Raw genomic sequence first — 25,416 nt, forward strand, 5'->3', positions numbered from 1 at the left:
CGCGACCGGCGTCGAGCCAGCACCACCGCCGCGCCTGTGCCGTCACCGCCGAAGGTCTCGGTAGCGTGACGCCATGACCGCAGCAGCACCGCCCGTGATCGAGGCGCACGCACTCAGACGCACCTTCGGGGAGGTCGTCGCCGTCGACGGGATCGACCTGACCATCCGCCGGGGCGAGGTCGTCGCCGTCCTCGGCCCGAACGGCGCGGGGAAGACGACCACGATCGAGATGCTCCTCGGACTGCGCCGCCCGACGTCGGGCACGGTGCGCGTCCTCGGGGCCGACCCCGAGTCCGCGTCGGTCCGCGCTCGCGTGGGCGCGATGCTCCAGGACACCGACGCGCCGGGCTCGCTCACGGTCGCCGAGATGATCACGCTCGTCGGCACCTACTACCCCGTGCACCTGCCGACGCCGTTCGTCCTCGAGCGCGCGGACCTCGTCGAGCACGCAGGCAAGCGCGTCAACCAGCTGTCGGGCGGGCAGCGGCAGCGGCTCTCGTTCGCGCTGGCGATCGTCGGGGACCCGGACATCCTGTACCTCGACGAGCCGACCGCGGCGCTGGACGTCGTCGCGCGGCAGCGCTTCTGGTCCTACGTCCGCACGTTCGCCGACCTCGGCCGCACGATCGTGTTCTCGACGCACGACATGAGCGAGGCGGACGAGGCCGACCGCGTCGTCCTGATCGACCGCGGCCGCGTGATCGCGGACGCGAGCCCCGCCGAGCTCAAGCGCCTCGTCGCGGCGACGACCGTCGCGCTGCGCACCGACGCTGCGCCCGAGGCGCTGCACGCGCTCCCGGGCGTCCGCAGCGCGAGCGTCGCGGAGCCCGACGCAGACGGGCTGCGTCCCGCTGTGCTCAACGTGAGCGACGCCGTCGCGCCGCTGCGCGCTCTCCTCGCGTCCGACGCGACCGTCGTCGACCTCCTCGTGACCGAGGCGAGCCTGACGACGGCGTTCCTCCACCTCACCAGCCAGCCCGAGCAGCCGGAGGCCACCGCATGAGCACCGACCAGGACCTCGCCCGCGTCCCGAGCCCCGAGGCGCTGCCGAGCGGCGGACGCCTGCGCCGGCTCGCCGCCCAGGTCACGTCCGAGGTGACCCGCTACCGGCGCCTGCCGGAGTACTTCATCGGCGTCGTCGTGCTGCCCGTCATCCTGTTCGCGATGTTCGGCCTGCCCAACGCCGGCACGACCCTGCCGGGCGGGACGACGGTCGTCGCGCTGCTGTTCGTGTCGTTCTCCTGCTACGGCGTCGTGTCGCAGTCGTTGTTCTCGTTCGGCGCGGAGCTCGCTGCCGAGCGCGAGGCCGGGTGGCTGCGGCGGCTGCGCGCGACACCGATGCCGATGAGCGTCTACTTCGCGGGAAAGCTCGCCGTGAACCTCGTGTTCACCCTCCTCATCGCGGTCGCGACCGCGCTGCTCGCGAGCCTCGCGGGCGACGCGGACTTCGATCCCGCGCGGCTCGCAGCGACCGTCGGGGTGCTCCTCCTCGGCACGGTCGTGTTCTCGCCGATGGGCGCGGCGATCGCCTACTGGGCGCGCCCGCGCGCGGCCTCGACGATCGTCAACCTGGTCTTCCTGCCGCTGTCGTTCCTGTCGGGCTTCTTCTTCCCGCCGAGCCAGCTCCCGGACGTCCTCCAGGGCGTCGCGCCCTGGCTGCCGACCTTCCACTTCGGTCAGCTCGCGTGGCGAGCGATGGCCCCCGCCGACGACGTGCGCCGCTTCGGCGCCGAGCTGTCCGGGAGCACGTGGCTGCACGTCGCGGTCGTGCTCGTGTGGGGGCTGGTCTGCACGGCCGTCACCGTGCAGGGCTACCGGCGCGAGCTGCAGCGCGAGCGTTCGTGAGACGACGACGGCCGCGGGCGCACGCCCGCGGCCGTCGACCAGACCTGGATGTCAGAAAGCCCTGACGAGCTCCTCGACGTGCGCGACGACGTCGTCCACGGCAACCTGCACGCGCTCCGTGCTCGTGCGCTCGCGCACCTCGATCACGCCGTCCGCGAGGCCGCGACCGACGACGACGATGAGCGGGACGCCCAGGAGCTCGGCGTCGGCGAACTTCACGCCGGGCGAGACCTTGGGGCGGTCGTCGTACAGGACCTCGACGCCGCGCGCGGAGAGCTCCGTCGCGACCTTCTCCGCGGCCGCGAACACGGCCGCGTCCTTGCCCGTCGCGACGACGTGCACGTGCGCCGGGGCGACGTGCGCGGGCCACGTGAGGCCCGAGTCGTCGTGGTTCGCCTCCGCGAGCGCCGCGAGCACACGGGTCACGCCGACGCCGTAGGAGCCCATCGTCACGGTGACCTGCTTGCCGTTGACATCGAGCACCTTGAGGCCGAGCGACTCGGCGTACTTGCGGCCGAGCTGGAAGATGTGGCCGATCTCGATGCCGCGCGCGAGCTCGAGCGGGCCCGAGCCGTCGGGTGCGGGGTCGCCGGCGCGCACCTCGGCGGCCTCGATCGTGCCGTCACCCACGAAGTCGCGGCCGGCGACGAGGTCGAAGACGTGCTTGTCGACGGCGTTCGCGCCCGTGATCCAACGCGTGCCGGGGACGACGCGCGGGTCGAGCAGGTAGCGCACGCCCTCCTCGTCGCCCGTGTTGGCGCGGCCGACGGCCTGCGGGCCGATGTACCCCTTGACGAGCTCCGGGTGCTTCTTGAACTCGTCCTCGCCGGCGGGCTCTGCCTCCGCGGGCGCGAGCGACGCCTCGAGGCGCTTCATGTCGACCTCACGGTCGCCGGGCAGGCCGACGACGACGAGCTCCTTCGAGCCGTCCGGGTGCGTGAGGGACAGCACGACGTTCTTGAGGGTGTCCGCAGCGGTCCACTCGCGGCCGTCCGTGCGCGGGTGGTTCGCGTTGGCGAAAGCGACGAGCGACTCGATCGTCGGCGTGCCGGGCGTGTCCTCCACGTGCGCCGCGGGGGCGTCGTCGAACGGGATCGCGTCGGGAACCGGCGTGACGACCGCCTCGACGTTGGCCGCGTAGCCGCCTGCGGAGCGGACGAAGGTGTCCTCGCCGATCGGGCTCGGGGACAGGAACTCCTCCGAGCGCGAGCCGCCCATCGCTCCGGCCGTCGCCGCGACGATGACGTACTCGAGACCGAGGCGCGTGAAGATGCGCTCGTAGGCCGCGCGCTGCGCCTGGTACGACGCCTCGAGGCCCTCGTCGTCGATGTCGAACGAGTAGGCGTCCTTCATGACGAACTCGCGGCCGCGGATCAGGCCGGCGCGGGGGCGCGCCTCGTCGCGGTACTTCGTCTGGATCTGGAACAGCGTCAGCGGCAGGTCCTTGTACGACGAGTACAGGTCCTTGACGAGGAGCGTGAACATCTCCTCGTGCGTCGGCGCGAGGAGGTAGTCGGCGTCCTTGCGGTCCTTGAGGCGGAAGAGGTTGGGTCCGTACTCGGCCCAGCGACCCGTCGCCTCGTAGGGCTCGCGCGGCAGGAGGGCCGGGAAGTGCACCTCCTGGGCACCGGCCGCGATCATCTCCTCGCGGACGACGGCCTCGACCTTGGCGAGCACGCGCAGGCCGAGCGGCAGCCACGTGTAGATGCCGGGGGCGGCGCGGCGGATGTAACCCGCGCGGACCAGCAGTCGGTGGCTGGCGACCTCCGCGTCGGCGGGGTCCTCTCGCAGGGTCCGGACAAAGAGCTGACTCATTCGCAGAAGCACAAGGGCAAGCCTACCGACTGGCAGCCGCTGCCCCCGCCGCGTCAGAACATCACGGTGGCGTAGGTGCCCTCCCGCACGAAGCCCACGCGCTCGTAGGCCGCGAGCGCCCTGCTGTTGTAGGCGTTGACGTAGAGCGACACGAGCGGCGCGTGGGTCGCGAGCGCGGCGTCGACGACGGCGGCGACCCCGGGCGCGGCGAGGCCCTCGCCGCGTCGGGACGGCGTGACCCACACGCCCTGGAGCTGGGCGACCTGCGGGACGAGCGCCCCGACCTCCGCCTTGAACACGACCGTGCCGCGGCGGCCGTCTCCCCCGCCGTCGATGCGGGCGTAGGAGCGGCCCTCGGTGATGAGCTGCAGCACGCGCCGCTCGTAGCCGGACGACGACGCCGAGAGCGGCGAGTAGCCGACCTCCTCGACGAACATGCTCACGCACGCGGGCAGGAGCGTCCCGAGCTCTTCGGGGAGGCTCAGCCGCACCTCGGGGTCGGGCTCGACCGCAGGCGGCGAGGAGATGACGAGAGAGGGCTGCTCGGGCCGGATCTCGCGCGCAGGCCCCCACGCGCCGTCGAGGTGGTTCCACACCCCGAGCACCGCGCTGGCGCGCCCGACGACGGAGGACGAGCGGCGCCCCCTGCTGCGCGCCATCGAGGCGAAGGCCGCGTACGCCTCCTCGCGCCGACGCGGCGTCAACCAGGGAGGCACGACGGGGACGAGGTTCGCCCCGGCCCAGCAGACAGCCTCGAGCGGCCCGTCGGCCGGGAAGCCCCACGCCTGGCCGCCCGACGCCGCGAGGCCGCTCTCGGCGGCCGTGAGCAGCCGGCAGTACGCGAGGACCGACCCGACCGGGTCGGCGGCGCACAGCTCGAGCGCAGCGGGCAGGTCGGCGTCGATCAGCTGCCGGGCCTGCCCCAGGCCCGGGGCCAGCTCGCGACCCACGGGTCGTCCGCGCTCAGCCAGCGACCGACACGGTCGGGGCGGTGCCCTCGACCGGCTCCATCGTCTCGGCGATGCGCATCGCCTCGTCGATGAGCGTCTCGACGATCTGGTCCTCGGGGACGGTCTTGACGACCTCGCCCTTGACGAAGATCTGGCCCTTCCCGTTGCCGGAGGCGACGCCGAGGTCCGCCTCGCGCGCCTCGCCCGGACCGTTGACGACGCAGCCCATGACCGCGACGCGCAGCGGGACGGCGAGCCCCTCGAGCCCCGCGGTGACGCGCTCGGCGAGCGTGTACACGTCGACCTGCGCTCGACCGCACGACGGGCACGACACGATCTCGAGCTTGCGCGGGCGCAGGTTGAGCGCCTGCAGGATCTGGATGCCGACCTTGACCTCCTCGACGGGAGGCGCCGACAGGGAGACCCGGATCGTGTCGCCGATGCCCTGGCTCAGCAGCGCCCCGAAGGCCGTCGCCGACTTGATCGTGCCCTGGAACGCCGGGCCCGCCTCGGTCACGCCGAGGTGCAGGGGCCAGTCGCCGCGCTGCGCGAGCAGCTCATAGGCGCGGACCATGACGACCGGGTCGTTGTGCTTCACCGAGATCTTGAAGTCGTGGAAGCCGTGCTCCTCGAAGAGCGACGCCTCCCAGACGGCCGACTCGACGAGCGCCTCCGGCGTCGCCTTGCCGTACTTCTCGAGCAGACGGCGGTCGAGCGACCCGGCGTTGACGCCGATGCGGATCGACGTACCCGCGTCGCTCGCGGCGCGCGCGATCTCCTTGACCTGGTCGTCGAACTTGCGGATGTTGCCCGGGTTGACGCGCACGGCCGCGCAGCCTGCGTCGATCGCGGCGAAGACGTAGCGCGGCTGGAAGTGGATGTCGGCGATCACGGGGATCTGCGACTTCTTCGCGATGATCGGCAGCGCGTCGGCGTCGTCCTGCGACGGGCACGCGACTCGGACGATGTCGCAGCCCGCGGCGGTCAGCTCGGCGATCTGCTGGAGCGTCGCGTTGATGTCGGTCGTCGGCGTCGTCGTCATCGACTGGACCGAGATCGGTGCGTCGCCGCCCACCTCGACCGCGCCCACGCGGATCTTGCGGGTCTTGTGCCGGGGCGCCAGGACGGTTGGCTGCTCCTTGACGGACGGGATGCCGAGGCTGATCGGTACGCTCACCCGGCCAGTATCCCCCTCAGCGACACGCTGCGCCGCGTCGGCGCAGCGTGCTGCACACAATCCACCCGCTCCGGTCAGGTCAGGGTCACGGGCACGACGAGGTCGGCGACGATCAGGAGGGCGGAGATGCCGATGAGCACGACGAAGACGCCGTACGCGAGCGGCATCATCCGCGCGGTGTCGGCGGGCCCGGGCAGGGGCGAGCGGCCGCGCAGGCGCGCGACCTGTCGCCGGGCTCCCTCGTAGAGCGCCCCGACGACGTGACCGCCGTCGAGCGGCAGCAGCGGGATCAGGTTGAACACGAACAGCGCGACGTTGAGGCTCGCGAGCAGCGACACCCAGATGACGACGCGGTCGCCTGACGTCACGCCCTCGATGTCGGCCGAGCCGACCTCTCCGGCGACGCGGCCGACGCCGACGATGCTCATGACCGAGTCCTGCGAACGTTCGCCGCCCGTGACGAGGGTGCGGCCGACCTCCCACACCTGGACCGGCAGCGTGCTGACGATCCGGGCCGTGCCCGTGACCTGGGCCCACAGCGTGTCGACCGTGTCGCCGACTCCTCCGCGGACCTTCTCGACCGTCGGGCCCACGCCGACGTACGCGGACGTCACCGTCTGCGGCCGGCCCCCGTCGTCGAGAACGGGTGCGCCCGCCGCGTCGACGACCGTGCGCGTCACGGTCTGCGGCTGCACCGTGAGCTCGGCACGCGCGCCGTCGCGCTCGACGACGACGGTCGCCGGACGGTCACCGTTCGCGCTGATCGCCTCCGTCACGTCGGTCCAGGTGTCGACGTCGGTGCCCGCGTAGCTGACGATGCGGTCGCCGGGCTCGAGACCCGCAACCGCGGCCGGGGACTGCTCGTCGCCCGTGACGCACTCGCCCGCCGTCGTCGTGGGGACGCACGGCACGATCCGCTCGACCGTCGTCGTCGGCTGCACCGAGCCCACGCCCATGACGAGCACGCCCATGAGGACGAGCGCGATGAGGAGGTTCATGAACGGGCCGCCGAGCATGACGACGACCTTCTTGCCGGCGGACAGCCGGTAGAACGCACGGTGCTCCTCGCCCGGGAGGATCTCCTCGGCGGACGCCTCGCGGGCGTCCTGCGCCAGCTCGGCGAAGCGGCCGGGCCGGTTCTCGCCCGTGCCGGGCGCGTACATCCCGACGAGCCGCACATACCCGCCGAGCGGGATGGCCTTGACGCCGTACTCCGTCTCGCCGCGCGTGCGCGACCACAGCGTCGGGCCGAAGCCGACCATGTACTGGCTGACGCGCACGCCGAACCGCTTCGCGGGCACCATGTGCCCGACCTCGTGGAGCGCGATCGACAGGAGCATCCCCACGACGAAGACGACGACACCGATCAGGTACCCCATGCGACTGCTTCTCCTCGGTGCTGTGCGTCGGCCCGGCAGGGCGTTCAGGCTGATGGTACGGCTGGCAGGCGCCTGGCGGGAACGGCGAGGTCAGCGCGCGAGCAGCTCGTTCGCCCGGGCCCGGGCCCAGGCCTCAGTGTCGAGCAGGAGGCTGGGAGTCAGGTGGGAGCCGCCGGTGCCCTCGTGCTCGCCGAGGACCGTCTCGACGGTCGCGACGATGTCGAGGAAGCCGATACGGCCGGCGAGGAACGCGGCGACGCACTCCTCGTTCGCGGCGTTGAGCACGGCCGGGTGCGTCGGCGACGCGGTCGCGGCGTGCCGCGCGAGCGCGACGGCGCGGAACGTCTCCTCGTCGAGCGGCTCGAACGTCCACGACGTGGCGGCGGTCCAGTCGCACGCGGGCGCCGCGTCGGGCACACGGTCGGGCCAACCGAGGCCGAGCGCGATCGGGATGCGCATGTCCGGCGGCGACGCCTGCGCGATCGTCGAGCCGTCGGTGAACTCGACCATCGAGTGCACGACCGACTGCGGGTGCACGACCACGGCGATGTCGGCGACGGGGACGTCGAACAGGAGGTGCGCCTCGATCAGCTCGAGGCCCTTGTTCATCATCGACGCCGAGTTGACCGTGACGACCGGTCCCATCGCCCACGTCGGGTGCGCGAGAGCCTGCTCGGCCGTGACGGCCGCCATCTTCTCGCGGGTCCAGCCGCGGAACGGCCCGCCCGACGCGGTGAGCACGAGCCTGCGCACCTCGTCGCGACGCCCGGAGCGCAGGGCCTGCGCGATCGCCGAGTGCTCCGAGTCGACGGGCACGATCTGCCCCGGCCGCACCGCGGCCTCCTTGACGAGAGCACCGCCGACGACGAGGGACTCCTTGTTCGCGAGCGCGAGCGTCGAGCCCGCCTCGAGAGCGGCGAGGGTCGGCTCGAGGCCGACCGAGCCGGTGATGCCGTTGAGCACGACGTCCGCGCCGCACGCCGCGACCTGGGCCGCGGCCCCGGGGCCCGCGAGGACCTCGACGGCGGCGCCGTCGAGCGCGTCGACGACCGCAGCGCGCGCAGAGTCGTCGTGCACCGCGACGACGCGGGCACCGACCTCCCGCGCCTGGCGTGCGAGCAGGCCCGGGTCCCGGCCGCCCGCGCTGAGCGCGACGACCTCGAAGCGCTCAGGGTTGCGCGAGACGACGTCGATCGCCTGCGTGCCGATCGACCCCGTCGATCCCAGCAGCGCGACCGTGCGACGCCCGGCGGAGGTCACTCGACGCCCAGCAGGACCTCGATGGCACGGGTGAAGAACGCGTCGACGGGTCCCTCAGCGTAACCGTCGCGGCCGCGACGACGGCGGAACTTGGCCTCGCGGATCTCGGTCGACGTGATCGGCTCGCCGCGGTCGAAGTAGCTCACGAGGCGGGCGCACAGCGCGTCGACGTCGTCGGCGTCGTACGACCACTGCCCGCGACGTCCCGGGGCGAACTTCTCCCCCGCAGGGCGGCTCAGGCGGCCGTACAGCGTGCGCGCGCGCTCCGCGAGCAGCGCCATCCATGCCTGCTGACCGTGCTGCGCGACGTACTGCGTGCGCTCCTTCGCGACGAACGCCGACTCGAGGCGGTCGAGCGCCGCGTCCACCTCGGTGAACGCGTAGCCGCCCCGCTTGAAGCCGAAGGCGGCGCGGTGGATCGCCGCGGCGTCGAGCCCCGTCTTCTCCGCGCCCTCGTACTCGCGCCGTGCGCGCTCGAAGAGCGCGTCGACGTCCTCCGGGGCGTACCCGGTACGGAGCTTGGACACGGTCGAGAACATGGTGCTGCTCACTCGTCCTCCTCCTCGGCGGCCAGCTGGCCGCACGCGCCATCGATGTCGCTGCCGCGGGTGTCGCGGATCGTCGTGGGGATGCCGTGCCCGCGCAGGCGCGCGACGAACTCGGCCTCGACCGCAGGGTCGCTCGCCGTCCAGATCGAGCCGGGCGTGGGGTTGAGCGGGATCGGGTTGACGTGCACCCAGCCGCGACCGCGCGCGTTGAGCTTCTTGCCGAGGAGGTCGGCGCGCCACGCGTGGTCGTTCATGTCGCGGATGAGCGCGTACTCGATGCTCACGCGGCGGCCCGTGATCGTGTGGTACTCCTTCGCCGCGTCGAGCGTCTCGTCGACCGACCAGCGGGTGTTGATCGGGACGAGCTCGGACCGCAGCTCGTCGTCGGGCGCGTGCAGCGAGAGCGCGAGCGTGAGCGGCAGGCCCTCGCCGGAGAGCTTACGCATCGCGGGCACGAGGCCGACGGTCGAGACGGTGATGTTGCGCGCCGACATGCCCATGCCGTCCGGCACGGGGGCGATCAGCTGACGGATCGTGCCCATGACGGCCTTGTAGTTCGCGAGCGGCTCTCCCATGCCCATGAACACGAGGTTGTTGAGCCGGCCCGAGCCGCCGGGGATCTCGCCGTCGACGAGCGAGCGCGACGCCGCGCGCACCTGCTCGACGATCTCCGCCGTCGACAGGTTGCGGGTCAGGCCGAGCTGGCCGGTCGCGCAGAACGGGCACGCCATGCCGCAGCCGGCCTGGCTCGAGACGCAGAGCGTCGACCGGTTCGGGTACTGCATGAGCACCGACTCGACCTTCGCGTCGTCGAACAGGTGCCAGAGCGTCTTGACGGTCGTGCCGCCGTCGGCCTTCAGGGTGCGCGACGCGCGCAGCAGCGGCGGGAAGAGAGTCTCGGTGAGGCTGTCGCGGGTAGCGGCCGGCAGGTCGGTCATGAGCGCCGGGTCCGAGGTGAGGTGGCCGTAGTAGTGCTGCGCGAGCTGCTTCGCGCGGAACGGCTTCTCCCCTGCCTCGGTCACCGCGGCTACGCGCTCCTCAGGCGTGAGGTCCGCGAAGTGGCGCGGCGGCTTGCCACGACGGCCGGCAGCCGGGGTGGCGAGGTTGAGCGTCACGGGGACGCGTCGTTCAGACATGGGAGAAGTCTCTCAGGGTTGGTCAGCCCGCGGCCGGGAGGGACACGGACAGCAGGAGGTACACGAACGGGGCGGTCAGGAGCAGGGAGTCGAGGCGGTCGAGGACACCGCCGTGGCCGGGCAGCAGGGTGCCCATGTCCTTGAGCTCCATGTCCCGCTTGAGGAGCGACTCGGCGAGGTCGCCGAGGGTCGCGGTCACGGGCGTCGCGACGCCGAGGGCGAAGCCGACCCAGAGGGGCTCGTCGAGGAAGACGACGCCGCCGACGAGGCCGACCGCGAGGGCCAGGAGGAACGAGCCCGCGAGCCCTTCCCAGCTCTTCTTGGGGCTGATCGTCGGGGCGAGCGGGTGCTTGCCGAAGCGGACCCCGGCGAAGAATCCGCCCGTGTCGCTCGCGACCGCGAGCAGCACGAAGACGAGGACACGCGTCGCGCCGTCGGGCTGCGCGAGCAGGAGCATCGCGAAGCCCGCCATGAGCGGAAGGTACGCCGCGGCGAACGCGCCGGCGGACGCGTCGCGCAGGGCGCGGGCACCCCGGGCGTCGATCGCCCGCCAGACGACGACGCCCACCACGGTGAGCACGAACGACACCATGAGGGCCTCGAGGCCCGACGTGTACGCCGAGACGAGGATCCCTGCGGTGCCCACCCACAGCGGGGCGAGCGGCAGGTGCACGTCGCGCCGGGAGAAGGCCTGGGCGAGCTCCCACAGCGCGGCACACACCGCGACCGCGGCGAAGAGGACGAAGGCTGGCTTCCAGAGGAACAACGAGCCGACGACGACGACGAGCAGGCCTACCCCGACGGCGACGGCCTTGGGAAGGTCACGTCCGCCGGTCGAGCTGGTGCGAGGCTCGGCGTCCACGGGCAGGTCAGCCATCAGACCTCGAGAAGCTCGGCTTCCTTGGCAGCGAGGATGACGTCGATCTCGTCGGTGTGACGCTTGGTCACCGCGTCGAGCTCCTTCTCCGCGCGCGAACCCTCGTCCTCGCCGATCTCGCCGTCCTTGACGGCGCGGTCGATGAGGTCCTTGGCCTTGCGGCGGACGGAGCGGACGGAGACGCGAGCCTCCTCGGCCTTCGACTTGGCGAGCTTGACGTAGTCGCGGCGACGCTCTTCGGTCAGGGCGGGCAGCACGACGCGGATGACGTTGCCGTCGTTCGCGGGGTTCACGCCCAGGTCGGAGTCGCGGAGCGCCTTCTCGATCGCGGTCATCGCCGTCTTGTCGAACGGGGAGATGAGCACCGTGCGCGCCTCGGTCACGTTGAACGACGCGAGCTGCTGCAGGGGCGTGGGGCTGCCGTAGTACTCGACGAAGATCTTGGAGAACATCGCTGCGTTGGCACGACCGGTGCGGATCGCCGCGAAGTCCTCCTTGGCGACCTCCAGGGCCTTGTCCATCTTTTCCTCTGCCTCGAGGAGGGTCTCGTCGATCACCGGTGCTCCTTGTGTCGCGGTTGGCGCTCGCGTCGGCGAGCAGGGGTTGCTGGGATTCGCGCTCAGCGCGTGGTGACTACCGTGCCGATGTTCTCACCCAGGAGGGCGCGGGTCACGTTGCCGGGCTCCCCCATGCCGAACACTCGCATCGTGACGTCGTTGTCCATGCAGAGGCTGAAGGCGGTCGAGTCGACGACCTTGAGGCCGCGCTGGAGGGCGTCCGAGTACGTGAGGGTGTCGAGCTTGCGGGCGTCGGGGTCGACGTTCGGGTCGGCGGAGTAGACGCCGTCGACGCCGTTCTTGCCCATGAGGACCTCGTCGCAGCGCGTCTCGAGGGTGCGCTGGACCGCGACCGTGTCAGTCGAGAAGTAGGGCATGCCTGCACCGGCGCCGAAGATGACGACGCGGCCCTTCTCCATGTGCCGGATGGCGCGCAGCGGGATGTAGTTCTCGGCGACCTGGCCCATGGCGATCGCGGTCTGCACGCGGGTCGAGACGCCCTGCTTCTCGAGGAAGTCCTGCAGGGCGAGGCAGTTCATGACCGTGCCGAGCATGCCCATGTAGTCGGCACGGGCGCGGTCGAGGCCGCGCTGCGAGAGCTCGGCGCCGCGGAAGAAGTTGCCTCCGCCGACGACGATCGCGACCTGGACGCCCTGGTTGACGGCCGCGGCGATCTCGGCCGCGACGCGCTGGACGACGTCGGGGGCGAGCCCGATCTGACCACCGCCGAACATCTCTCCGGAGAGCTTGAGCAGGACGCGGCGCGCCTTGCCGGGCTTCTGCGTGGTCGTGGTCTCGTCGGTCATCGGGTCTCGCCTTCTCGTGCTCTCGTGGTCCGTCCGCGGGTCACGGGCGGGTGCTGAGGATGGTGCGGGTGCGCCGTCGGCCCGACCCCAGCGGGGTCGGGCCGACGGCGCGTGCAGGAGTCAGGCCCCGACGCGGAAGCGCACGAAGGACACGACGTTGCCGCCGGCCTCCTGAGCAACCTTGCCGACGGTCTTGCTCGGGTCCTTGGCGAGCGGCTGCTCGAGAAGGACGACCTCTTCGAAGAACTTGTTGAGACGGTTCTCCGCGATCTTCGCGATGATGTGCTCGGGCTTGTTGCCGCCCTCGTTGCGAGCCGTCTCCTCGACGATGCGACGCTCGTTCTCGACCGCGTCCGCGGGGACGTCCTCGCGCGAGAGGTAGGTCGGGGCGAGCGCGGCGACGTGCTGCGCGACGTCCTTGCCCACGGCCGCGCCGGCCTCGTCGGTGACGACGAGGACGCCGATCGTCGGCGGGAGGTCCTTGGCCGTGCGGTGCACGTAGCTCGTGACCTTGGGGCCGGAGACGACGGCGACGCGACGGAGGACGACCTTCTCGCCGATCTCGGCGGCGAGGGCGGTCACGGTGTCCGCGACGGTGCCCTCGGCGGTCGGGGCGGCGAGGGCCGACTCGACGTCGGTCGCGCCGGCGGCGACGACCGCGGCGAGCACGGTGTCGGCCAGACCGATGAACTTCTCGTTCTTCGCGACGAAGTCGGTCTCGCAGTTGAGCTCGATGAGCGTGCCGGTCTCACCCGCGTCGGACGCGGTGATGTCGACGGCGACGAGGCCCTCGGACGTCGCGCGGTCCTCGCGCTTGGAGACGCCCTTGAGGCCCTTGATGCGGAGGATCTCGAGAGCCTTCTCCGAGTCGCCGTTCGCCTCGTCGAGCGCCTTCTTGACGTCGAGCATGCCGGCGCCCGTGCGCTCGCGCAGCGCCTTGATGTCAGCGGCGGTGTAGTTCGCCATGGTGTGGTCCCTTGCCTGTGGTGGTGTGCGGTGGGCAGACGGCAGCCGGGCGGGGTGCTCCCCGCCCGGCTGCGGTCATCACTCGGACTTCGGCGCCTCGGCCTCGGCGGCCGGAGCAGCCTCGGCGGCGGGGGCGGCCTCAGCAGCCGGAGCCTCGGCAGCAGCGTCACCGGCGAGGAGCTCGCGCTCCCACTCGGCGAGCGGCTCGGCCGGCGCCTCGGTGGCGCCGGACTTGCCGGACGCACGCTGGAGGAGGCCCTCGGCGACGGCGTCGGCGATCACGCGGGTCAGCAGCGCGACGGCGCGGATGGCGTCGTCGTTGCCCGGGATCTTGTAGTCGACGACGTCCGGGTCGCAGTTCGTGTCGAGGATCGCGACGATCGGGATGTTGAGCTTCTGCGCCTCGGCGACAGCGAGGTGCTCCTTGTTCGTGTCGACGATCCAGACGGCGGAGGGGACCTTCGCCATGTCACGGATACCACCGAGGGTCTTCGTGAGCTTGTCCTTCTCGCGGCGGAGCACGAGAAGCTCCTTCTTCGTCAGGTTCGAGCCGGCGACGTCGTCGAAGTCGATCTGCTCGAGCTCCTTCATACGCTGAAGGCGCTTGTGGACCGTGCCGAAGTTGGTGAGCATGCCACCGAGCCAGCGGTGGTTGACGTAGGGCATCCCGACGCGAGCGGCCTGCTCGGCGATGGGCTCCTGCGCCTGCTTCTTCGTGCCGACGAACAGGATCGAGCCGCCGTGGGCGACCGTCTGCTTGACGAACTCGTACGCGGTGTCGATGTACGACAGCGACTGCTGCAGGTCGACGATGTAGATGCCGTTGCGCTCCGTGAAGATGAAACGCTTCATCTTCGGGTTCCAGCGGCGGGTCTGGTGCCCGAAGTGGACACCGCTCTCGAGGAGCTGGCGCATGGTCACGACTGCCATGGCACTTCCTTCCGGCACGGTCGCGGATCCTCCGCCTGCCCGTGCACATGATCGGCGGCCCGGCGGGCCGCGTGCGGTTGTCGGTCGACCCGGACGGGGCGACCCCTGGTGCCCTGAGCCGAGGGACCGGCGAACCGGACCACCCCACGGCTCCCCACCGCCCGCAGGCGGCCGTGACCGACTGGCAGTCACGACGGGAGAAGGACACGCGATGTCACCGGCTGGGTAGCACCATCGAGGTTGGTCGACGGCATGACGCAGCCAGAGCGGGTCAAGTCTACCTGACGTTGCCCCGCCCACAGACATCCCCGCAGGCGACGCGCGTCACGGCCGGCGACGGCGACGAGCACCGAGGTTCACAGCCGTGCTCGGCTCGGGGCATGAGCCTCCTGACCGCCCCGCTCCGCGCACCCGCGGCGGCGCTCGCTGCGCTGCTGCTCGTCACGCCGTCGGCCCCTCCCGTGCACGAACCGGTGCCGTCGCTGGCGGGCGCCGCGGCCGGCAGCTGGGTCCGCCCAGTCCAGCCCGGGGGCGTCGTCCACGGTTTCGACCCGCCCGCGCAGGCGTGGCTCGCGGGTCACCGCGGGGTCGACCTCACGGCGAGCGTCGGCGACGTCGTCCGCAGCCCGGCCGACGGCGTCGTGACCTTCGCCGGGCCGGTCGCAGGCCGGGGCGTGCTCGTCGTCACGCACGACGACGGTCTGCGGACGTCCCTCGAGCCCGTCGACGCGACGGTCGCGCGCGGGAGCCGGGTGAGCGCCGGCGACCCCGTCGCGACGCTGTCGACCGACCCGGGGCACTGCACGCCGGCGGCGTGCCTCCACTGGGGCGTGCGAGCCGGCGAGACGTACGTCGACCCCCTCGCTCTCCTGGGCCGCGTACGGATCGTCCTCCTCGGACGGCGCGGCCTGCGTCAGGGGGACGCTGTCAGGCGTTCTCGGCGGCGACGAGAAGGTCGCGCAGGCGGGCCATCGCCGCCGTGTGCATCTGCGAGATGCGCGACTCGGTGACGCCGAGGATCGTGCCGATCTCCGCGAGGGTCATGTTCTGGAAGTAGTAGAAGGTCAGGACGAGCTTCTCGCGGTCGGAGAGCCGGCCGATCGCCTGCGACAGGAGGTACTTCGTCTCCTTCGCCTCGAACGTGCGCGCCGGGTCGTTCGTACGGCTCTGGTGCGTCGCGTCGACCGCGCTCACCTGACCGAACTGCTCGGCACCGATGCTGAGCAGCTCGTCGAGCGCCACGACGTTCGCCGAGGCGACCTGGGTACGGACCGCGCGCACCTCCTCGACCTGGACACCGAGCCGGGCCGCGACCTCGCTCTCCTGCGGGCTGCAGTGGTGGAGCGCCTCGAGCTCGCTGTGCGCCCTGTCGATCGCTCGGGCCTTGGTACGCACCGAGCGGGGCAGCCAGTCGATCGAACGGAGCTCGTCGATGATGGCGCCGCGGATGCGGGAGGACGCGTAGGTCTCGAACTTGATCTCGCGGTCCAGCTCGAACTTCTCGATCGCGTCGATGAGCCCGAACATCCCGTACGAGACGAGGTCGGCGTGCTCGACCGAGCTCGGGAGGCGGGTCGCGATGCGCGACGCGACTGCGGCGACGAGCGGCGCGTAGTGCAGGATCAGCTGCTCGCGACGGACCGGTGCGGCCTCGCGCTTGTACTCGAGCCAGGCCTGCGCGATCTCGTCCGCGACGTCGACCTGGTCGGGCACGAGGTAAGGACGGAACGGCGCCGTGGGGCCCTCGACCGGCGTGGCGGTGAGGTGAGTCGTTGCTGGCTGGCTCATCGGTGTTCCTCGGTACTCAGGCACGGGGGTGCGCAAGCTGGAATGACGAGCGCAGACGCTCGGGGCTGACGTGGGTGTAGCGCTGGGTCGTGGCGAGGGTCGCGTGGCCGAGGACCTCCTGCACGCCGCGGAGGTCGGAGCCTCCTGCGAGCAGGTGGGTCGCGGCAGTGTGACGCAGGCCGTGCGGTGCGATGTCGTCGACTCCTGCGAGCGCCGTCAGGTCGTGGACCGCCTGACGGATCTGGCGCTGCCCCCAACGCTGCCCGCGGTTGCCGATGAGGAGTGCACGCTGGGTGGCCGAGGACACGAGGACGGGGCGCCCTCTCTCGAGCCACTGCGTGACGGCGTCGGCAGCGGGGACCCCGAACGGGACGGCCCGCTCGCGATCCCCCTTGCCGACGACGCGGACGAGCCGCTGCCCGAGGTCGACGTCCTCGACGTCGACACCGACGAGCTCGCCCACGCGGATCCCGGTCGCGTAGAGCAGCTCGACGGCAGCCCAGTCGCGAAGGTGTGTCGGGTCGCCGCTCGCGGCACGCTCGCGCGTCGCCTCCATGAGCCGCTCGGCCGCCTCGACACCGAGCACCGTGGGCAGCGTGCGGTCGGCGCGCGGGCTGGCGAGCCTGCTCGCGGGGTCGGCAGCGAGGTATCCGCTGCGGGCGGCCCACTCGAAGAAGGAGCGCACGCTCGCCCCGCGTCGCGCGAGGGTCGCGCGCGAGAGGTTGCGCTCGCTCTGGTCGGCGAGCCACGCGCGAAGATCGTCGATCGTGACGTCTGCAACCGTGCGGCTGCCGTCCCGGCAGACGTAGGAGACGAGCTGCTCGACGTCGCTGCGATAGGCGCGGACGGTGTGGGCGGCGAGGCCACGCTGGAGCTCGAGGTGCGCGCAGAAGTCCGCCACGAGCGCATCCCACTGCGCCGTGTCGGTGTGACCGCTGTCATTCTGCACGGGACAACGGTGGCGCGCACACTGGCTCTGCACAAGTGCCGAAACTGATAAATCGCGGCAACCGTGTCCGTTTCGTCACAGCACGGACCGATATAATGATTCACAGCCTGAGAAGTTCATGGGAACGTAACCGGCGAACCGCGCCGGGACTTGTTCATACCGTCTTCAGAACTTGCGCCGCACCGCATCGTCGGCCGCTCACGAACCACCTCGAACGCTCAGGATCCGCACCAGGACGCGGTCGAGGCGACGGGAAGGATCGCGCAGCGGTTTCCACGGCACCGGGGCGACACACCCGTCAGCGGCCTGACCCGCGCACGCTCCGCCGGGCGTCGGCCGCTGCACGGCACAGGGTCGCTCACGCCTGCCCCGCATGCCTGCGCCACCCCGCCGTCGTACGGCTGACGAGCCCTCGCGCCTCGAGCTCTCCGAGACCTGAGAGCACCTCGCGCGGCCCGACCCCCGCGGAGCGCGCGAGGGAGTCGAGCCCCGCTGGGCTCCGCAGCGGAAGGGCGTCGTAGACGCTGCGCGCGACGCCGGCGAGGCCGTCCGTCGGACGAGCGGGCGCGCCCCGCTCCGGTGCGACGTCGTCCCCGATCGCTCCGGCGAGCTCGGCGACCTCGTCAGCGTCGGTGACGCAGACGGCAGCGTGCTCGCGCATGAGCCGGTGGCAGCCCGCGGAAGCCATCGAGGTGATCGGACCGGGGACCGCACCCACAGGACGGTTGAGGCGCGCGGCGTGAGCCGCCGTGCTGAGAGAACCCGACCGCCACGCCGCTTCCACGACGACCGTCGCGCCCGAGACCGCAGCGATGACCCGGTTCCGCTGCAGGAACCTGGTCCTGCTCGGCATCGACCCGGGCGGCACCTCGGAGACGACGGCCCCGCCCTCCGCGAGGACGCGTTCGAGCAGGTCGCGGTTGCCCGCCGGGTAGAGCCTGTCGACGCCGCCCGCCATGACCGCGACGGTCGTCCCCCCGGCCGCGAGCGCCCCCCGGTGCGCCGCCGCGTCGATCCCGTACGCGCCGCCCGAGACGACGGCGAAGCGCCGGTCCACGAGCCCGGCAGCCAGGTCGGAGGCGACGCGCGTGCCGTAGTCGGTGCTGGCACGCGCACCCACGAGGGCGACCGACCGTGCGAGGGCGGCGTCCCAGTCGGCAGGGCCGTCGCGACCTCCGCGGAACCACAGGCAGAACGGTGCCGCGTCGCCGAGCAGGTCCGCTCCGCGGGGCCAGCCGGGCTGTCCCGGCAGGAGGAGACAGCCGCCGAGCGAGCGCAGCACGCTCAGCTCGCGCCGCGGGTCGAGGCCGTCGAGCCTCGGCGCCCAGCGGGCGAGCCCACCGAGGAGCCGACGGCCGAGCGCGCTGCGCCGCGCCGCCGGGACGGCGAGCCGCTCGAGCAGCCCGTCGACCGCGGGTCGCTCGGCGGCGGGGCCGGTCGCGGCGAGCACCCAGTCGAGCGCGGCGGTCGCACCGACCGCCCGGACCAGCATCCCGGCGGTCGCGTCCCCCGGCTCGGCGACCCGGCTCCACGCCGCGGCCGCGAGGCTCGGGTCGGCCGTGTCGAACGCGACCCTCACGCGACGCTCCCCCGGGTCCGCAGCGCGAGCGCCTGGCCGATCTCCTCTCGCCCGGGGCTCCCGAGCCCCGCGAGGTCCGCGAGCGTCCACGCGGCCCGCAGGACGCGGTCGGCGCCGCGCAGGCTCAGCGTGCCGCGGTCGAGGGCGGCGTCGAGCAACGCCACCCCGCCGTGCCGCGGACCGAGCAGCGTCCTGAGGTGGCTCCCCGGCACCTGGGAGTTGGTCGTCCAGCCGTGCGGGGCGAGCCGCTCGCGCTGGGCCGCGCGCGCCGCGGCGACACGAGCGGCGACGACCGCCGTCGCCTCTCCCGCTGCGTTCTCGGCGATCTCGGTCCGGGTGACCGGGCCGACCTCGAGCTGGAGGTCGACGCGGTCGAGCAAGGGCCCGGCGAGCCGGCCGAAGTAGCGTCGGCGGGCCATGGGCGCGCACGTGCACCCCGTGCCCTTGCCTACGGCGAGGCCGCACGGGCACGGGTTGGCAGCGAGCACGAGCTGGAAACGCGCGGGATACCTCGCCGCCCCGCTCACGCGGTGGATCACGAGCTCACCGTTCTCGAGCGGCTGGCGCAGGGTCTGCAGCACGCGGCTCGAGAACTCGGGCGCCTCGTCCATGAAGAGCACACCTCGGTGCGCCCTCGATGCCGCCCCGGGGCGGGGCACTCCCGACCCTCCCCCGACGATCGACGCGGCGGTCGCGGTGTGGTGCGGGTCCTCGAAGGGAGGGCGCCGGATGAGGCCGCGCGTCGGGTCGAACGTACCGGCGACCGAGTGCACCGCGGTGACCTCGACGGACTCCTCGTCGGTGAGATCGGGCAGGAGACCGGGGAGCCGCGCGGCGAGCATCGTCTTGCCCGCGCCGGGCGGCCCGACCATGAGGAGGTGGTGCGCCCCGGCTGCTGCGACCTCGAGGGCGGCGCGCGCCTCGTGCTGCCCGACGACGTCGGCCAGGTCCGGCACAGGCTCGGGCGCCGGCGGCACCGCCCGTCCGGCGCGTGCCGCACGCGCCACCGGCTCGGGGATGTCGGCGCCGTACGCGTACGCGAGCTCGGCGAGCGAGGCGACGGCGTGGACCTCGGCGCCGGGCACGAGGCGGGCCTCGCGCTCGTCGGCGACGGAGACGACGACGCGCCGCGCGCCGCCCGCGACCGCGGCGGCGACCGACGGGAGCACCCCGCGCACGGGGTGCACGCGCCCGTCGAGCCCGAGCTCGCCGAGATGCACGACGCCGCGCGCGGACGTGGCGTCGACGAGCCCGGCCCCGCTGAGCGTCGCGACCGCGATCGCGAGGTCGAACGCCGAGCCGTGCTTGGGCAGCGAGGCGGGTGACAGGTTGACGGTCACCTTGCGGTTGGGCCAGGGCAGACCGCTCGACGTCACCGCGGCGCGGACGCGGTCGCGCGCCTCGCTGAGCGAGGCGTCCGGCAGCCCGATCAGCGTGAACCCCGGGACGGAAGCGGCAAGGTGCGCCTCGACCTCGACGAGGTGGCCCGTGAGACCCACGAGAGCGACGGCGCCCGCGGTGCCGAGCCCGCTCACGAGACACCGACCAGGTGCTCGAGGACGACCGGGCGTCCGGGCTCAGCGACGATCGCGACGACGTCGACGCGGACCGATCGTGGCCTCAGGTCGTGCTCGTGGAGCCACTGCCCGCCGAGCTTGCGCACCCGCGCCAGCTTGGCGTCCGTGACGGCCTCGGCGGGGTGGCCGAACCCGCGTCCCGTCCGCGTCTTGACCTCGACGAGCACGAGCTCGTCGCGGTCGAGCGCGACGATGTCGAGCTCACCGGCGTGCCCGCGCCAGTTGCGGTCCAGGACCGTCCACCCGAGCTCCTCGAGCCGCTCTGCGGCCCACTGCTCTCCTCGCCGTCCGACGGCGTCCTTGGCACGCATGGCACCACCTCCGCCCCCGAGCGTGCGGCGGGGACGTGGCGGGACGCGCGGGCGGAGCGGCGCGCGGTGGACCCGCGCGGAGCGGTCGCCGCCTGTGGGCGGCCGTCCCGGCCTCGGTTCAGATCGTCAGCTCGGGACGCGCGAGCTCCTCGACGTTGACGTCCTTGAACGTCACGACGCGCACCGACTTCACGAAGCGTGCCGAGCGGTACACGTCCCACACCCAAGCGTCCGCGAGCGTCAGCTCGAAGTACACCTCGCCCGCGGCCGAGCGGACCTGGAGGTCCACCTGGTTGGCGAGGTAGAACCGGCGCTCCGTCTCCACGACGTAGGAGAAGAGGGAGACGACGTCCCTGTACTCGCGGTACAGGGCCAGCTCCATGTCGGTCTCGTAGTTCTCGAGGTCTTCAGCGCTCACCCGACCATCATCGCCCATCCACGGCGCCCGCAGGCACCGGAGCACGCTCAGGGAGCGACCACGACCGCCGGTGCAGGTCGCACGGACCGAGCTCGCGCAGCGCGTCGAGATGCACCTTGGCGCCGTAGCCCTTGTTGCTGTCCCAACCGAACATCGGGAACTGCTCGTGCGCGGCCGCCATGAGCCGGTCGCGCGCGCACTTCGCCAGCACGCTCGCTGCGGCGACCGACGCGCACCGTATGTCGCCCTTGATGACCGTGCGGACCTCGCGGACCGCATCGACCGGCGGCGCCTCGAACGCGTCGAAGAGGTCGCCCGTGGGCGGCGTCAGCCAGTCGTGCTTCCCGTCGAGCACGACGGCGCGCACGGGCCCGCACGTCGCTTCCGCGGCCGCGAGGGCGCGCTCCCCCGCTCGGCGCAGCGCGACGATGATCCCGGCCTCGTCGATCTCGGCCGGGGTCGCATGGCCGACGCCCCACGCGGTCACCCATTCCTGCACGAGCGGCTCGAGCCGCTCGCGCGCCGCCGGGGTCAGCAGCTTCGAGTCGGTCAGCCCCTCGGGGTACGGAACGCGCAGGGCGTCGGGACCGACCACCGCGACCCCGACGGTCACGACACCCGCGAGGGCGCCTCGACCCACCTCGTCCATCCCCGCGACGAGCGGCACGCCCTCCGCGCACCACCCGTCCTCGAGGAGGACGTCGGGCGGCTGGACGGTCACGGCTCCGGGACCTCGCCGAACACGTCGCCCGGGTTGCGCATGATCGCGATGCGGTCGGCGGGCCACACCTTGGCGAAAGCGACGCCGACGACGCTCTCGAGCGGCACGAACGGCCCGCCCGGCTGCCCCCCGGTGAAGCGGGAGTCGTACGAGCCCTGGCGGTTGTCGCCCTGCACCCACAGGTGGTCCTCGGGCACGACGACGTCGAAGTCGACCTGGCTCGGGATCGAGCCCGGGCGCATGTACGACTCCTCGTCGAGCGGGGCACCGTTGACGCTCACGCGACCTTCGGCGTCGCAGCACACGACGTGGTCGCCCGGCAGGCCGATGACGCGCTTGATGAGATGCTCGCCGGAGTCCTGCGGCATGAGGCCGACGAACGTGAAGAACGACTCGACGGCGTCGGGCAGCCCGCTGCTCGCGGGCGTGGTCGAGTCGAGCCAGCCGCCCGGGTCCTTGAACACGACGACGTCGCCGCGGCTGAGGTCGAACGGGCCGGGCGTCAGCTTCGAGACGAGGACGCGGTCACCCTTGACGAGGGTCGCCTCCATGGACTCGCTCGGGATGAAGAACGGCTGCACGAGGAACGTCTTGACGGTCCAGGAGAGCACGAACGCGGCCACGAGGATGATCGCCGTCTCCTTGAGGAGCGCCGCCCAGGTCGACTTCTTGCGGGGTGGGCCGGCGTGCCTCGCGTGGCCCTCGCCCTGAGGCTGCTGCGCGTCGTCGTCGCGCGGGTCGGTTCCCGGGGCGTCCATGTTCGTCACTGCTCCACTGTGCCACGTCCGACGGTGTCGGACGTCCGCGGCTCACGGCGGCGCCGGGCGCGGACAAGGTCCGGGTACGACTGCGGGCGAGCGACCGGTGGTCGCTCGCCCGCAGGGCGGCAGGAAGGCCTGCCAGGTGCTCGTCAGGCCTTGGGGGCCGTCTCGCGCTTCTCCTTGATGCGGGCCTTCTTGCCGCGGAGCTTGCGGAGGTAGTAGAGCTTGGCGCGACGGACGTCACCGCGGGTGACGACCTCGATCGACTCGATCGTCGGGGAGTTCACCGGGAAGGTGCGCTCGACGCCGACGCCGAAGCTGATCTTGCGGATGGTGAACGTCTCGCGGACGCCGTCGCCGCGGCGGGCGATGACGATGCCCTGGAACGCCTGGACGCGGGAGCGGTTGCCCTCGACGACCTTGACGTTCACCTTGAGGGTGTCGCCGGCGCGGAACTCGGGGATGTCGTTACGCAGCGACGCTGCGTCGACGGAGTCGAGCGTGTGCATGATGTTCTCCTCGTCCTGCCACAGGTCAGGAGCGCGATCGTGGACCTCGAGGGTCCGTCTGTCCAGAGGTGGTGCCTGGCGGGTTCCTCACCCGCCGCGCTCAGGCTCTCCCCTGTGGCAGAGGCCCGTGACGCACCGACGAACTATCTTGCCACATCAGGGGCTGCTCGACGCAATCGCCCTGGCGTGACCGCCACCTCACTCCGCGGGTGCGTCGTGGTGCAGCGCGCCGTCGCGCACGTGCCAGCCCAGCTGGGCGAGCAGCGCGCGGTCCTTCTTGTCGAGCGAGTCGACGTCGAGAGCCGCGACCATGTCCGGCCGGCGCGCGGCGGTCCGCTCGATCGCCTGGTCGCGCCGCCAGCGCGCGACCTTGCCGTGGTGCCCGCTCATGAGGACGGGCGGGACCTCGAGGTCACGCCACGTCGGGGGCTTCGTGTACACGGGGTACTCGAGCAGCCCAGCGACGGAGTGGGACTCCTCGACGACGGACTCGGGGTTGCCGAGCACGCCCGGCAGGAGCCGTGCGACGGCCTCGATCATGACGAGTGCCGCGACCTCACCGCCGTTGAGGACGTAGTCCCCGATGGAGGCCTCCTCGACGCGGACGCCCGCCGAGCGGTAGTGCTCGGCGACGCGCGCGTCGATCCCCTCGTAGCGGCCGCACGCGAAGACGAGCTGCGGCCGGGTCGCCCACTCCTCGGCGGTGCGCTGCGTGAACGACGGGCCTGACGGTGTCGGGACGACGAGCGTCGCACCTTCGGTGAGGACGTCGTCGAGCGCGGTGCCCCACACGTCGGGGCGCATGACCATGCCGGCGCCGCCGCCTGCGGGCGTGTCGTCGACCGTGCGGTGGCGGTCGGTCGTCCAGTCGCGCAGGTCGTGGACGCGCAGGTCGAGCAGGCCCGCGGTGCGGGCCTTGCCGACGAGGGAGAGGTCGAGGGCGGCGAGGTACGCCGGGAAGATCGAGACGACGTCGATACGCACTCAGCCGCGCTCCTCAGCGTCGGTCTCGCCGGGCTCCGGGAGCGCGACGTCGAGGTTCGCAGCGTCGCGCGCGAGGAGCCCGCCCGGCGGGGTGAGCACGATGCGGCCGCCAGGGACGTCGACAGTCGGGACGATCGCGGTGACGAACGGCACGAGGGTGCGGGCGCCGTCGGTCTCCTCGAGCACGAGCACGTCGTGCGCGGGCAGGTGCTCGAGACCCTTGACGGTCCCGACGACCGTGCCGTCCTCGAGCTCGGCACGCAGGTCTGCGAGCTCGTGGGCGTACCAGGCGTCCTCCTCGTCAGAGTCCTCGGCGTCGACGACGAGCTCGACGCCGCGCAGCGCCTCGGCGGCGCTGCGGTCGCCGACGCCGTCGAGCTGGACGTACCACTTCCCGTTGGACACGCGGTTGCGCGTGACGGTCAGCGGGCCGCGGTCGGCCGGCTCGGTGTCGAGGACCGCGCCGACGGCGAGGCGGTCCTCGGGGATGTCGGTGCGGAGCTCGAGGGCGACCTCGCCGCGCAGGCCGTGGGCCTTGCCGATCCGGGCGACGGTGAGACGCGAGCTGGTCATCGAGGGACTCCTGGGGTGGTGGTGGGATGCGTCAGGCCCGACACCCTCGCGGGGGTCGGGCCTGACGTGGAAGTGCGTGGCGTGCCGACGGTCGAGGACCGTCTGCTCACCAGGGTGCGATGCTCACCGACGGTCGACGTCGACGACGTCGACACGCACGGGGCCGTCGGTCGCGAGGGCGCTGACGACGGTGCGCAGCGCCTTGGCGGTCCGGCCGGAGCGGCCGATGACGCGACCCAGGTCGTCGGGGTGCACACGCACCTCGAGCAGCTCGCCGCGGCGCAGGGCCTTGGCGTTCACCCGGACGTCATCGGGGTTGTCCACGATGCCGCGGACGAGGTGCTCCAGAGCATCAGCGAGCATCAGGCCTGCTCCTCGGCCTCGGTGCTCTCCTCGGCCGGGGCCTCGTCAGCAGCGGGGGCCGCGGCCTTGGCCTCGGCAGCCTTCGCCTTGATCTTCTCGGCCTGCTCGGCGGCAGCGGCGATCGCGGCGGCGGGGTCGACCTTCTCGCCCTTGACGCGCAGCGTGCCCTCGGCGCCCGGGAGGCCCTTGAACTTCTGCCAGTCACCGGTGATCTTGAGGAGAACAGCGACCTGCTCGGTCGGCTGCGCGCCGACGCCGAGCCAGTACTGCGCGCGCTCGGAGTCGATCTCGATGAGCGAGGGCTCCTCGGTGGGGTGGTACTTGCCGATCTCCTCGATCACGCGGCCGTCGCGCTTGGTGCGCGAGTCGGCGACGACGACACGGTAGTAGGGAGAACGGATCTTGCCGAAACGCTTCAGACGAATCTTGGTGGCCACAGTGGTGGTCTCTCCTGGTTCTGAGTATGGGCGGACCGCGCCGATCCTCGGTGGGGCCGGGGTTCGGGATGATCCAGGACACGGTGTCGCGCGGAGAGAGGGGCCGGGCACACCGAGTACAGGGGTACATTCTGCCAGACGCGAACCGCATCTCCAACCGTGCGACGCGCCACACGCGGGAGTCCCGCACCACCGACCTC

28 protein-coding genes are annotated in these 25,416 nt (G+C 72.2%); 3 read left to right on the forward strand and 25 right to left on the reverse strand.

The window, feature by feature from the left end:
- The first annotated feature begins 73 nt into the window (after window positions 1-73).
- Together ATL41_RS03220 and ATL41_RS03225 are read left to right on the forward strand one after the other, a co-directional pair.
- Window positions 74-1,003: an ABC transporter ATP-binding protein gene (locus tag ATL41_RS03220; RefSeq protein ID WP_098457181.1), complete on the forward strand. Its 930-nt coding sequence runs from the start codon at window positions 74-76 to the stop codon at window positions 1,001-1,003.
- Entirely contained in the window at window positions 1,000-1,845 is an 846-nt protein-coding gene (locus ATL41_RS03225; protein ID WP_098457182.1) for an ABC transporter permease, read from the forward strand. Before ATL41_RS03220 ends, ATL41_RS03225 begins: the two co-directional genes overlap by 4 nt.
- Before the next feature lie 51 nt (window positions 1,846-1,896).
- Here ATL41_RS03225 and ATL41_RS03230 read toward each other — a convergent pair whose 3' ends face one another.
- The 12 genes from ATL41_RS03230 to rpsB all read right to left on the reverse strand — a co-directional run bounded on the left by ATL41_RS03230 (window position 1,897) and on the right by rpsB (window position 14,246).
- Window positions 1,897-3,660 (reverse strand): proline--tRNA ligase, encoded by a 1,764-nt coding sequence (locus tag ATL41_RS03230; protein WP_245854596.1) that lies wholly within the window; start codon window positions 3,658-3,660, stop codon window positions 1,897-1,899.
- A 53-nt stretch (window positions 3,661-3,713) separates the two neighbouring features.
- Window positions 3,714-4,610, reverse strand: a complete 897-nt coding sequence (locus tag ATL41_RS03235) for a GNAT family N-acetyltransferase (protein WP_098457184.1) — start codon at window positions 4,608-4,610, stop codon at window positions 3,714-3,716.
- Between the two features lie 13 nt (window positions 4,611-4,623).
- Window positions 4,624-5,787: a flavodoxin-dependent (E)-4-hydroxy-3-methylbut-2-enyl-diphosphate synthase gene (ispG, locus tag ATL41_RS03240; protein ID WP_098457185.1), complete on the reverse strand. Its 1,164-nt coding sequence runs from the start codon at window positions 5,785-5,787 to the stop codon at window positions 4,624-4,626.
- 74 nt (window positions 5,788-5,861) lie between these two features.
- The gene (locus tag ATL41_RS03245; protein WP_098457186.1) at window positions 5,862-7,166 is read right to left on the reverse strand and encodes a M50 family metallopeptidase; all 1,305 of its coding nucleotides are present in this window, start codon (window positions 7,164-7,166) and stop codon (window positions 5,862-5,864) included.
- A 90-nt stretch (window positions 7,167-7,256) separates the two neighbouring features.
- Complete coding sequence (dxr, locus tag ATL41_RS03250) at window positions 7,257-8,426, reverse strand: 1-deoxy-D-xylulose-5-phosphate reductoisomerase (RefSeq protein ID WP_098457187.1); 1,170 nt, start codon at window positions 8,424-8,426, stop codon at window positions 7,257-7,259.
- Window positions 8,423-8,977 carry a cell division protein DivIVA gene (locus tag ATL41_RS03255; protein WP_245854598.1) on the reverse strand — a complete coding sequence of 185 codons (555 nt, stop codon included), beginning with the start codon at window positions 8,975-8,977 and terminating at the stop codon, window positions 8,423-8,425. The genes dxr and ATL41_RS03255 overlap by 4 nt, the downstream gene beginning before the upstream one ends.
- On the reverse strand, window positions 8,974-10,110 hold the full coding sequence (rlmN, locus tag ATL41_RS03260; protein WP_098457188.1) for a 23S rRNA (adenine(2503)-C(2))-methyltransferase RlmN: 1,137 nt from the start codon (window positions 10,108-10,110) through the stop codon (window positions 8,974-8,976). Before rlmN ends, ATL41_RS03255 begins: the two co-directional genes overlap by 4 nt.
- Before the next feature lie 22 nt (window positions 10,111-10,132).
- Window positions 10,133-10,987, reverse strand: a complete 855-nt coding sequence (locus ATL41_RS03265; RefSeq protein ID WP_098457189.1) for a phosphatidate cytidylyltransferase — start codon at window positions 10,985-10,987, stop codon at window positions 10,133-10,135.
- On the reverse strand, window positions 10,987-11,544 hold the full coding sequence (gene frr / locus ATL41_RS03270; RefSeq protein WP_098457190.1) for a ribosome recycling factor: 558 nt from the start codon (window positions 11,542-11,544) through the stop codon (window positions 10,987-10,989). The genes ATL41_RS03265 and frr overlap by 1 nt, the downstream gene beginning before the upstream one ends.
- A gap of 62 nt (window positions 11,545-11,606) precedes the next feature.
- Complete coding sequence (gene pyrH, locus ATL41_RS03275) at window positions 11,607-12,350, reverse strand: UMP kinase (protein ID WP_098457191.1); 744 nt, start codon at window positions 12,348-12,350, stop codon at window positions 11,607-11,609.
- A gap of 120 nt (window positions 12,351-12,470) precedes the next feature.
- Window positions 12,471-13,316, reverse strand: a complete 846-nt coding sequence (gene tsf / locus ATL41_RS03280; protein ID WP_098457192.1) for a translation elongation factor Ts — start codon at window positions 13,314-13,316, stop codon at window positions 12,471-12,473.
- Between the two features lie 78 nt (window positions 13,317-13,394).
- The gene (gene rpsB, locus ATL41_RS03285; protein WP_098457193.1) at window positions 13,395-14,246 is read right to left on the reverse strand and encodes a 30S ribosomal protein S2; all 852 of its coding nucleotides are present in this window, start codon (window positions 14,244-14,246) and stop codon (window positions 13,395-13,397) included.
- 380 nt (window positions 14,247-14,626) lie between these two features.
- Here rpsB and ATL41_RS03290 point away from each other — a divergent pair, with 380 nt between their 5' ends.
- A complete protein-coding gene (locus ATL41_RS03290) occupies window positions 14,627-15,256 on the forward strand; it encodes a murein hydrolase activator EnvC family protein (RefSeq protein ID WP_098457194.1) in 630 nt (209 codons plus the stop codon).
- On the opposite strand, the gene ATL41_RS03295 is transcribed toward ATL41_RS03290, so the two are convergent.
- The 13 genes from ATL41_RS03295 to rpsP all read right to left on the reverse strand — a co-directional run bounded on the left by ATL41_RS03295 (window position 15,174) and on the right by rpsP (window position 25,216).
- A complete protein-coding gene (locus ATL41_RS03295; protein WP_098457195.1) occupies window positions 15,174-16,034 on the reverse strand; it encodes a FliA/WhiG family RNA polymerase sigma factor in 861 nt (286 codons plus the stop codon). The two genes, ATL41_RS03290 and ATL41_RS03295, sit on opposite strands and share 83 nt — an antisense overlap.
- Window positions 16,035-16,050: 16 nt before the next feature.
- Window positions 16,051-16,983 (reverse strand): tyrosine recombinase XerC, encoded by a 933-nt coding sequence (locus ATL41_RS03300; protein WP_098457196.1) that lies wholly within the window; start codon window positions 16,981-16,983, stop codon window positions 16,051-16,053.
- A gap of 358 nt (window positions 16,984-17,341) precedes the next feature.
- Complete coding sequence (dprA, locus tag ATL41_RS03305; RefSeq protein WP_245854599.1) at window positions 17,342-18,562, reverse strand: DNA-processing protein DprA; 1,221 nt, start codon at window positions 18,560-18,562, stop codon at window positions 17,342-17,344.
- Window positions 18,559-20,097 (reverse strand): YifB family Mg chelatase-like AAA ATPase, encoded by a 1,539-nt coding sequence (locus tag ATL41_RS03310; protein ID WP_098457197.1) that lies wholly within the window; start codon window positions 20,095-20,097, stop codon window positions 18,559-18,561. Before ATL41_RS03310 ends, dprA begins: the two co-directional genes overlap by 4 nt.
- Window positions 20,094-20,450, reverse strand: a complete 357-nt coding sequence (locus ATL41_RS03315) for a YraN family protein (protein WP_098457198.1) — start codon at window positions 20,448-20,450, stop codon at window positions 20,094-20,096. Before ATL41_RS03315 ends, ATL41_RS03310 begins: the two co-directional genes overlap by 4 nt.
- A gap of 118 nt (window positions 20,451-20,568) precedes the next feature.
- A complete protein-coding gene (locus ATL41_RS03320) occupies window positions 20,569-20,868 on the reverse strand; it encodes a DUF2469 domain-containing protein (protein WP_098457199.1) in 300 nt (99 codons plus the stop codon).
- Window positions 20,869-20,875: 7 nt separating this feature from the next.
- Window positions 20,876-21,589 carry a ribonuclease HII gene (locus ATL41_RS03325; RefSeq protein WP_245854600.1) on the reverse strand — a complete coding sequence of 238 codons (714 nt, stop codon included), beginning with the start codon at window positions 21,587-21,589 and terminating at the stop codon, window positions 20,876-20,878.
- Complete coding sequence (lepB, locus tag ATL41_RS03330) at window positions 21,586-22,347, reverse strand: signal peptidase I (RefSeq protein WP_098457200.1); 762 nt, start codon at window positions 22,345-22,347, stop codon at window positions 21,586-21,588. Before lepB ends, ATL41_RS03325 begins: the two co-directional genes overlap by 4 nt.
- Before the next feature lie 152 nt (window positions 22,348-22,499).
- Window positions 22,500-22,859, reverse strand: coding sequence for a 50S ribosomal protein L19 (gene rplS, locus ATL41_RS03335; RefSeq protein ID WP_098457201.1), 360 nt, complete (start codon window positions 22,857-22,859; stop codon window positions 22,500-22,502).
- Between the two features lie 198 nt (window positions 22,860-23,057).
- The gene (gene trmD / locus ATL41_RS03340; protein WP_098457202.1) at window positions 23,058-23,843 is read right to left on the reverse strand and encodes a tRNA (guanosine(37)-N1)-methyltransferase TrmD; all 786 of its coding nucleotides are present in this window, start codon (window positions 23,841-23,843) and stop codon (window positions 23,058-23,060) included.
- Window positions 23,844-24,416: a ribosome maturation factor RimM gene (rimM, locus tag ATL41_RS03345; RefSeq protein WP_098457203.1), complete on the reverse strand. Its 573-nt coding sequence runs from the start codon at window positions 24,414-24,416 to the stop codon at window positions 23,844-23,846.
- A gap of 123 nt (window positions 24,417-24,539) precedes the next feature.
- Window positions 24,540-24,779: an RNA-binding protein gene (locus ATL41_RS03350; protein WP_098457204.1), complete on the reverse strand. Its 240-nt coding sequence runs from the start codon at window positions 24,777-24,779 to the stop codon at window positions 24,540-24,542.
- Window positions 24,779-25,216, reverse strand: coding sequence for a 30S ribosomal protein S16 (gene rpsP, locus ATL41_RS03355; RefSeq protein WP_098457205.1), 438 nt, complete (start codon window positions 25,214-25,216; stop codon window positions 24,779-24,781). Before rpsP ends, ATL41_RS03350 begins: the two co-directional genes overlap by 1 nt.
- Between the last annotated feature and the right edge of the window lie 200 nt (window positions 25,217-25,416).

The organism is Flavimobilis soli (assembly GCF_002564025.1).
GTDB lineage: Bacteria > Actinomycetota > Actinomycetes > Actinomycetales > Cellulomonadaceae > Flavimobilis > Flavimobilis soli.

Coding starts and splice junctions, on each gene's coding strand:
- rlmN (WP_098457188.1), bottom strand. CDS start 10,110: ATGTCTGAACGACGCGTCCCCGTGACGCTCAACCTCGCCACCCCGGCT.
- tsf (WP_098457192.1), bottom strand. CDS start 13,316: ATGGCGAACTACACCGCCGCTGACATCAAGGCGCTGCGCGAGCGCACG.
- pyrH (WP_098457191.1), bottom strand. CDS start 12,350: ATGACCGACGAGACCACGACCACGCAGAAGCCCGGCAAGGCGCGCCGC.
- ATL41_RS03225 (WP_098457182.1), top strand. CDS start 1,000: ATGAGCACCGACCAGGACCTCGCCCGCGTCCCGAGCCCCGAGGCGCTG.
- rpsB (WP_098457193.1), bottom strand. CDS start 14,246: ATGGCAGTCGTGACCATGCGCCAGCTCCTCGAGAGCGGTGTCCACTTC.
- lepB (WP_098457200.1), bottom strand. CDS start 22,347: ATGGACGCCCCGGGAACCGACCCGCGCGACGACGACGCGCAGCAGCCT.
- ATL41_RS03295 (WP_098457195.1), bottom strand. CDS start 16,034: ATGAGCCAGCCAGCAACGACTCACCTCACCGCCACGCCGGTCGAGGGC.
- ATL41_RS03350 (WP_098457204.1), bottom strand. CDS start 24,779: ATGCTCGCTGATGCTCTGGAGCACCTCGTCCGCGGCATCGTGGACAAC.
- ATL41_RS03245 (WP_098457186.1), bottom strand. CDS start 7,166: ATGGGGTACCTGATCGGTGTCGTCGTCTTCGTCGTGGGGATGCTCCTG.
- ATL41_RS03315 (WP_098457198.1), bottom strand. CDS start 20,450: ATGCGTGCCAAGGACGCCGTCGGACGGCGAGGAGAGCAGTGGGCCGCA.
- ATL41_RS03220 (WP_098457181.1), top strand. CDS start 74: ATGACCGCAGCAGCACCGCCCGTGATCGAGGCGCACGCACTCAGACGC.
- ATL41_RS03290 (WP_098457194.1), top strand. CDS start 14,627: ATGAGCCTCCTGACCGCCCCGCTCCGCGCACCCGCGGCGGCGCTCGCT.
- rplS (WP_098457201.1), bottom strand. CDS start 22,859: ATGCACACGCTCGACTCCGTCGACGCAGCGTCGCTGCGTAACGACATC.
- ATL41_RS03265 (WP_098457189.1), bottom strand. CDS start 10,987: ATGGCTGACCTGCCCGTGGACGCCGAGCCTCGCACCAGCTCGACCGGC.
- ATL41_RS03230 (WP_245854596.1), bottom strand. CDS start 3,660: ATGAGTCAGCTCTTTGTCCGGACCCTGCGAGAGGACCCCGCCGACGCG.
- rimM (WP_098457203.1), bottom strand. CDS start 24,416: ATGACCAGCTCGCGTCTCACCGTCGCCCGGATCGGCAAGGCCCACGGC.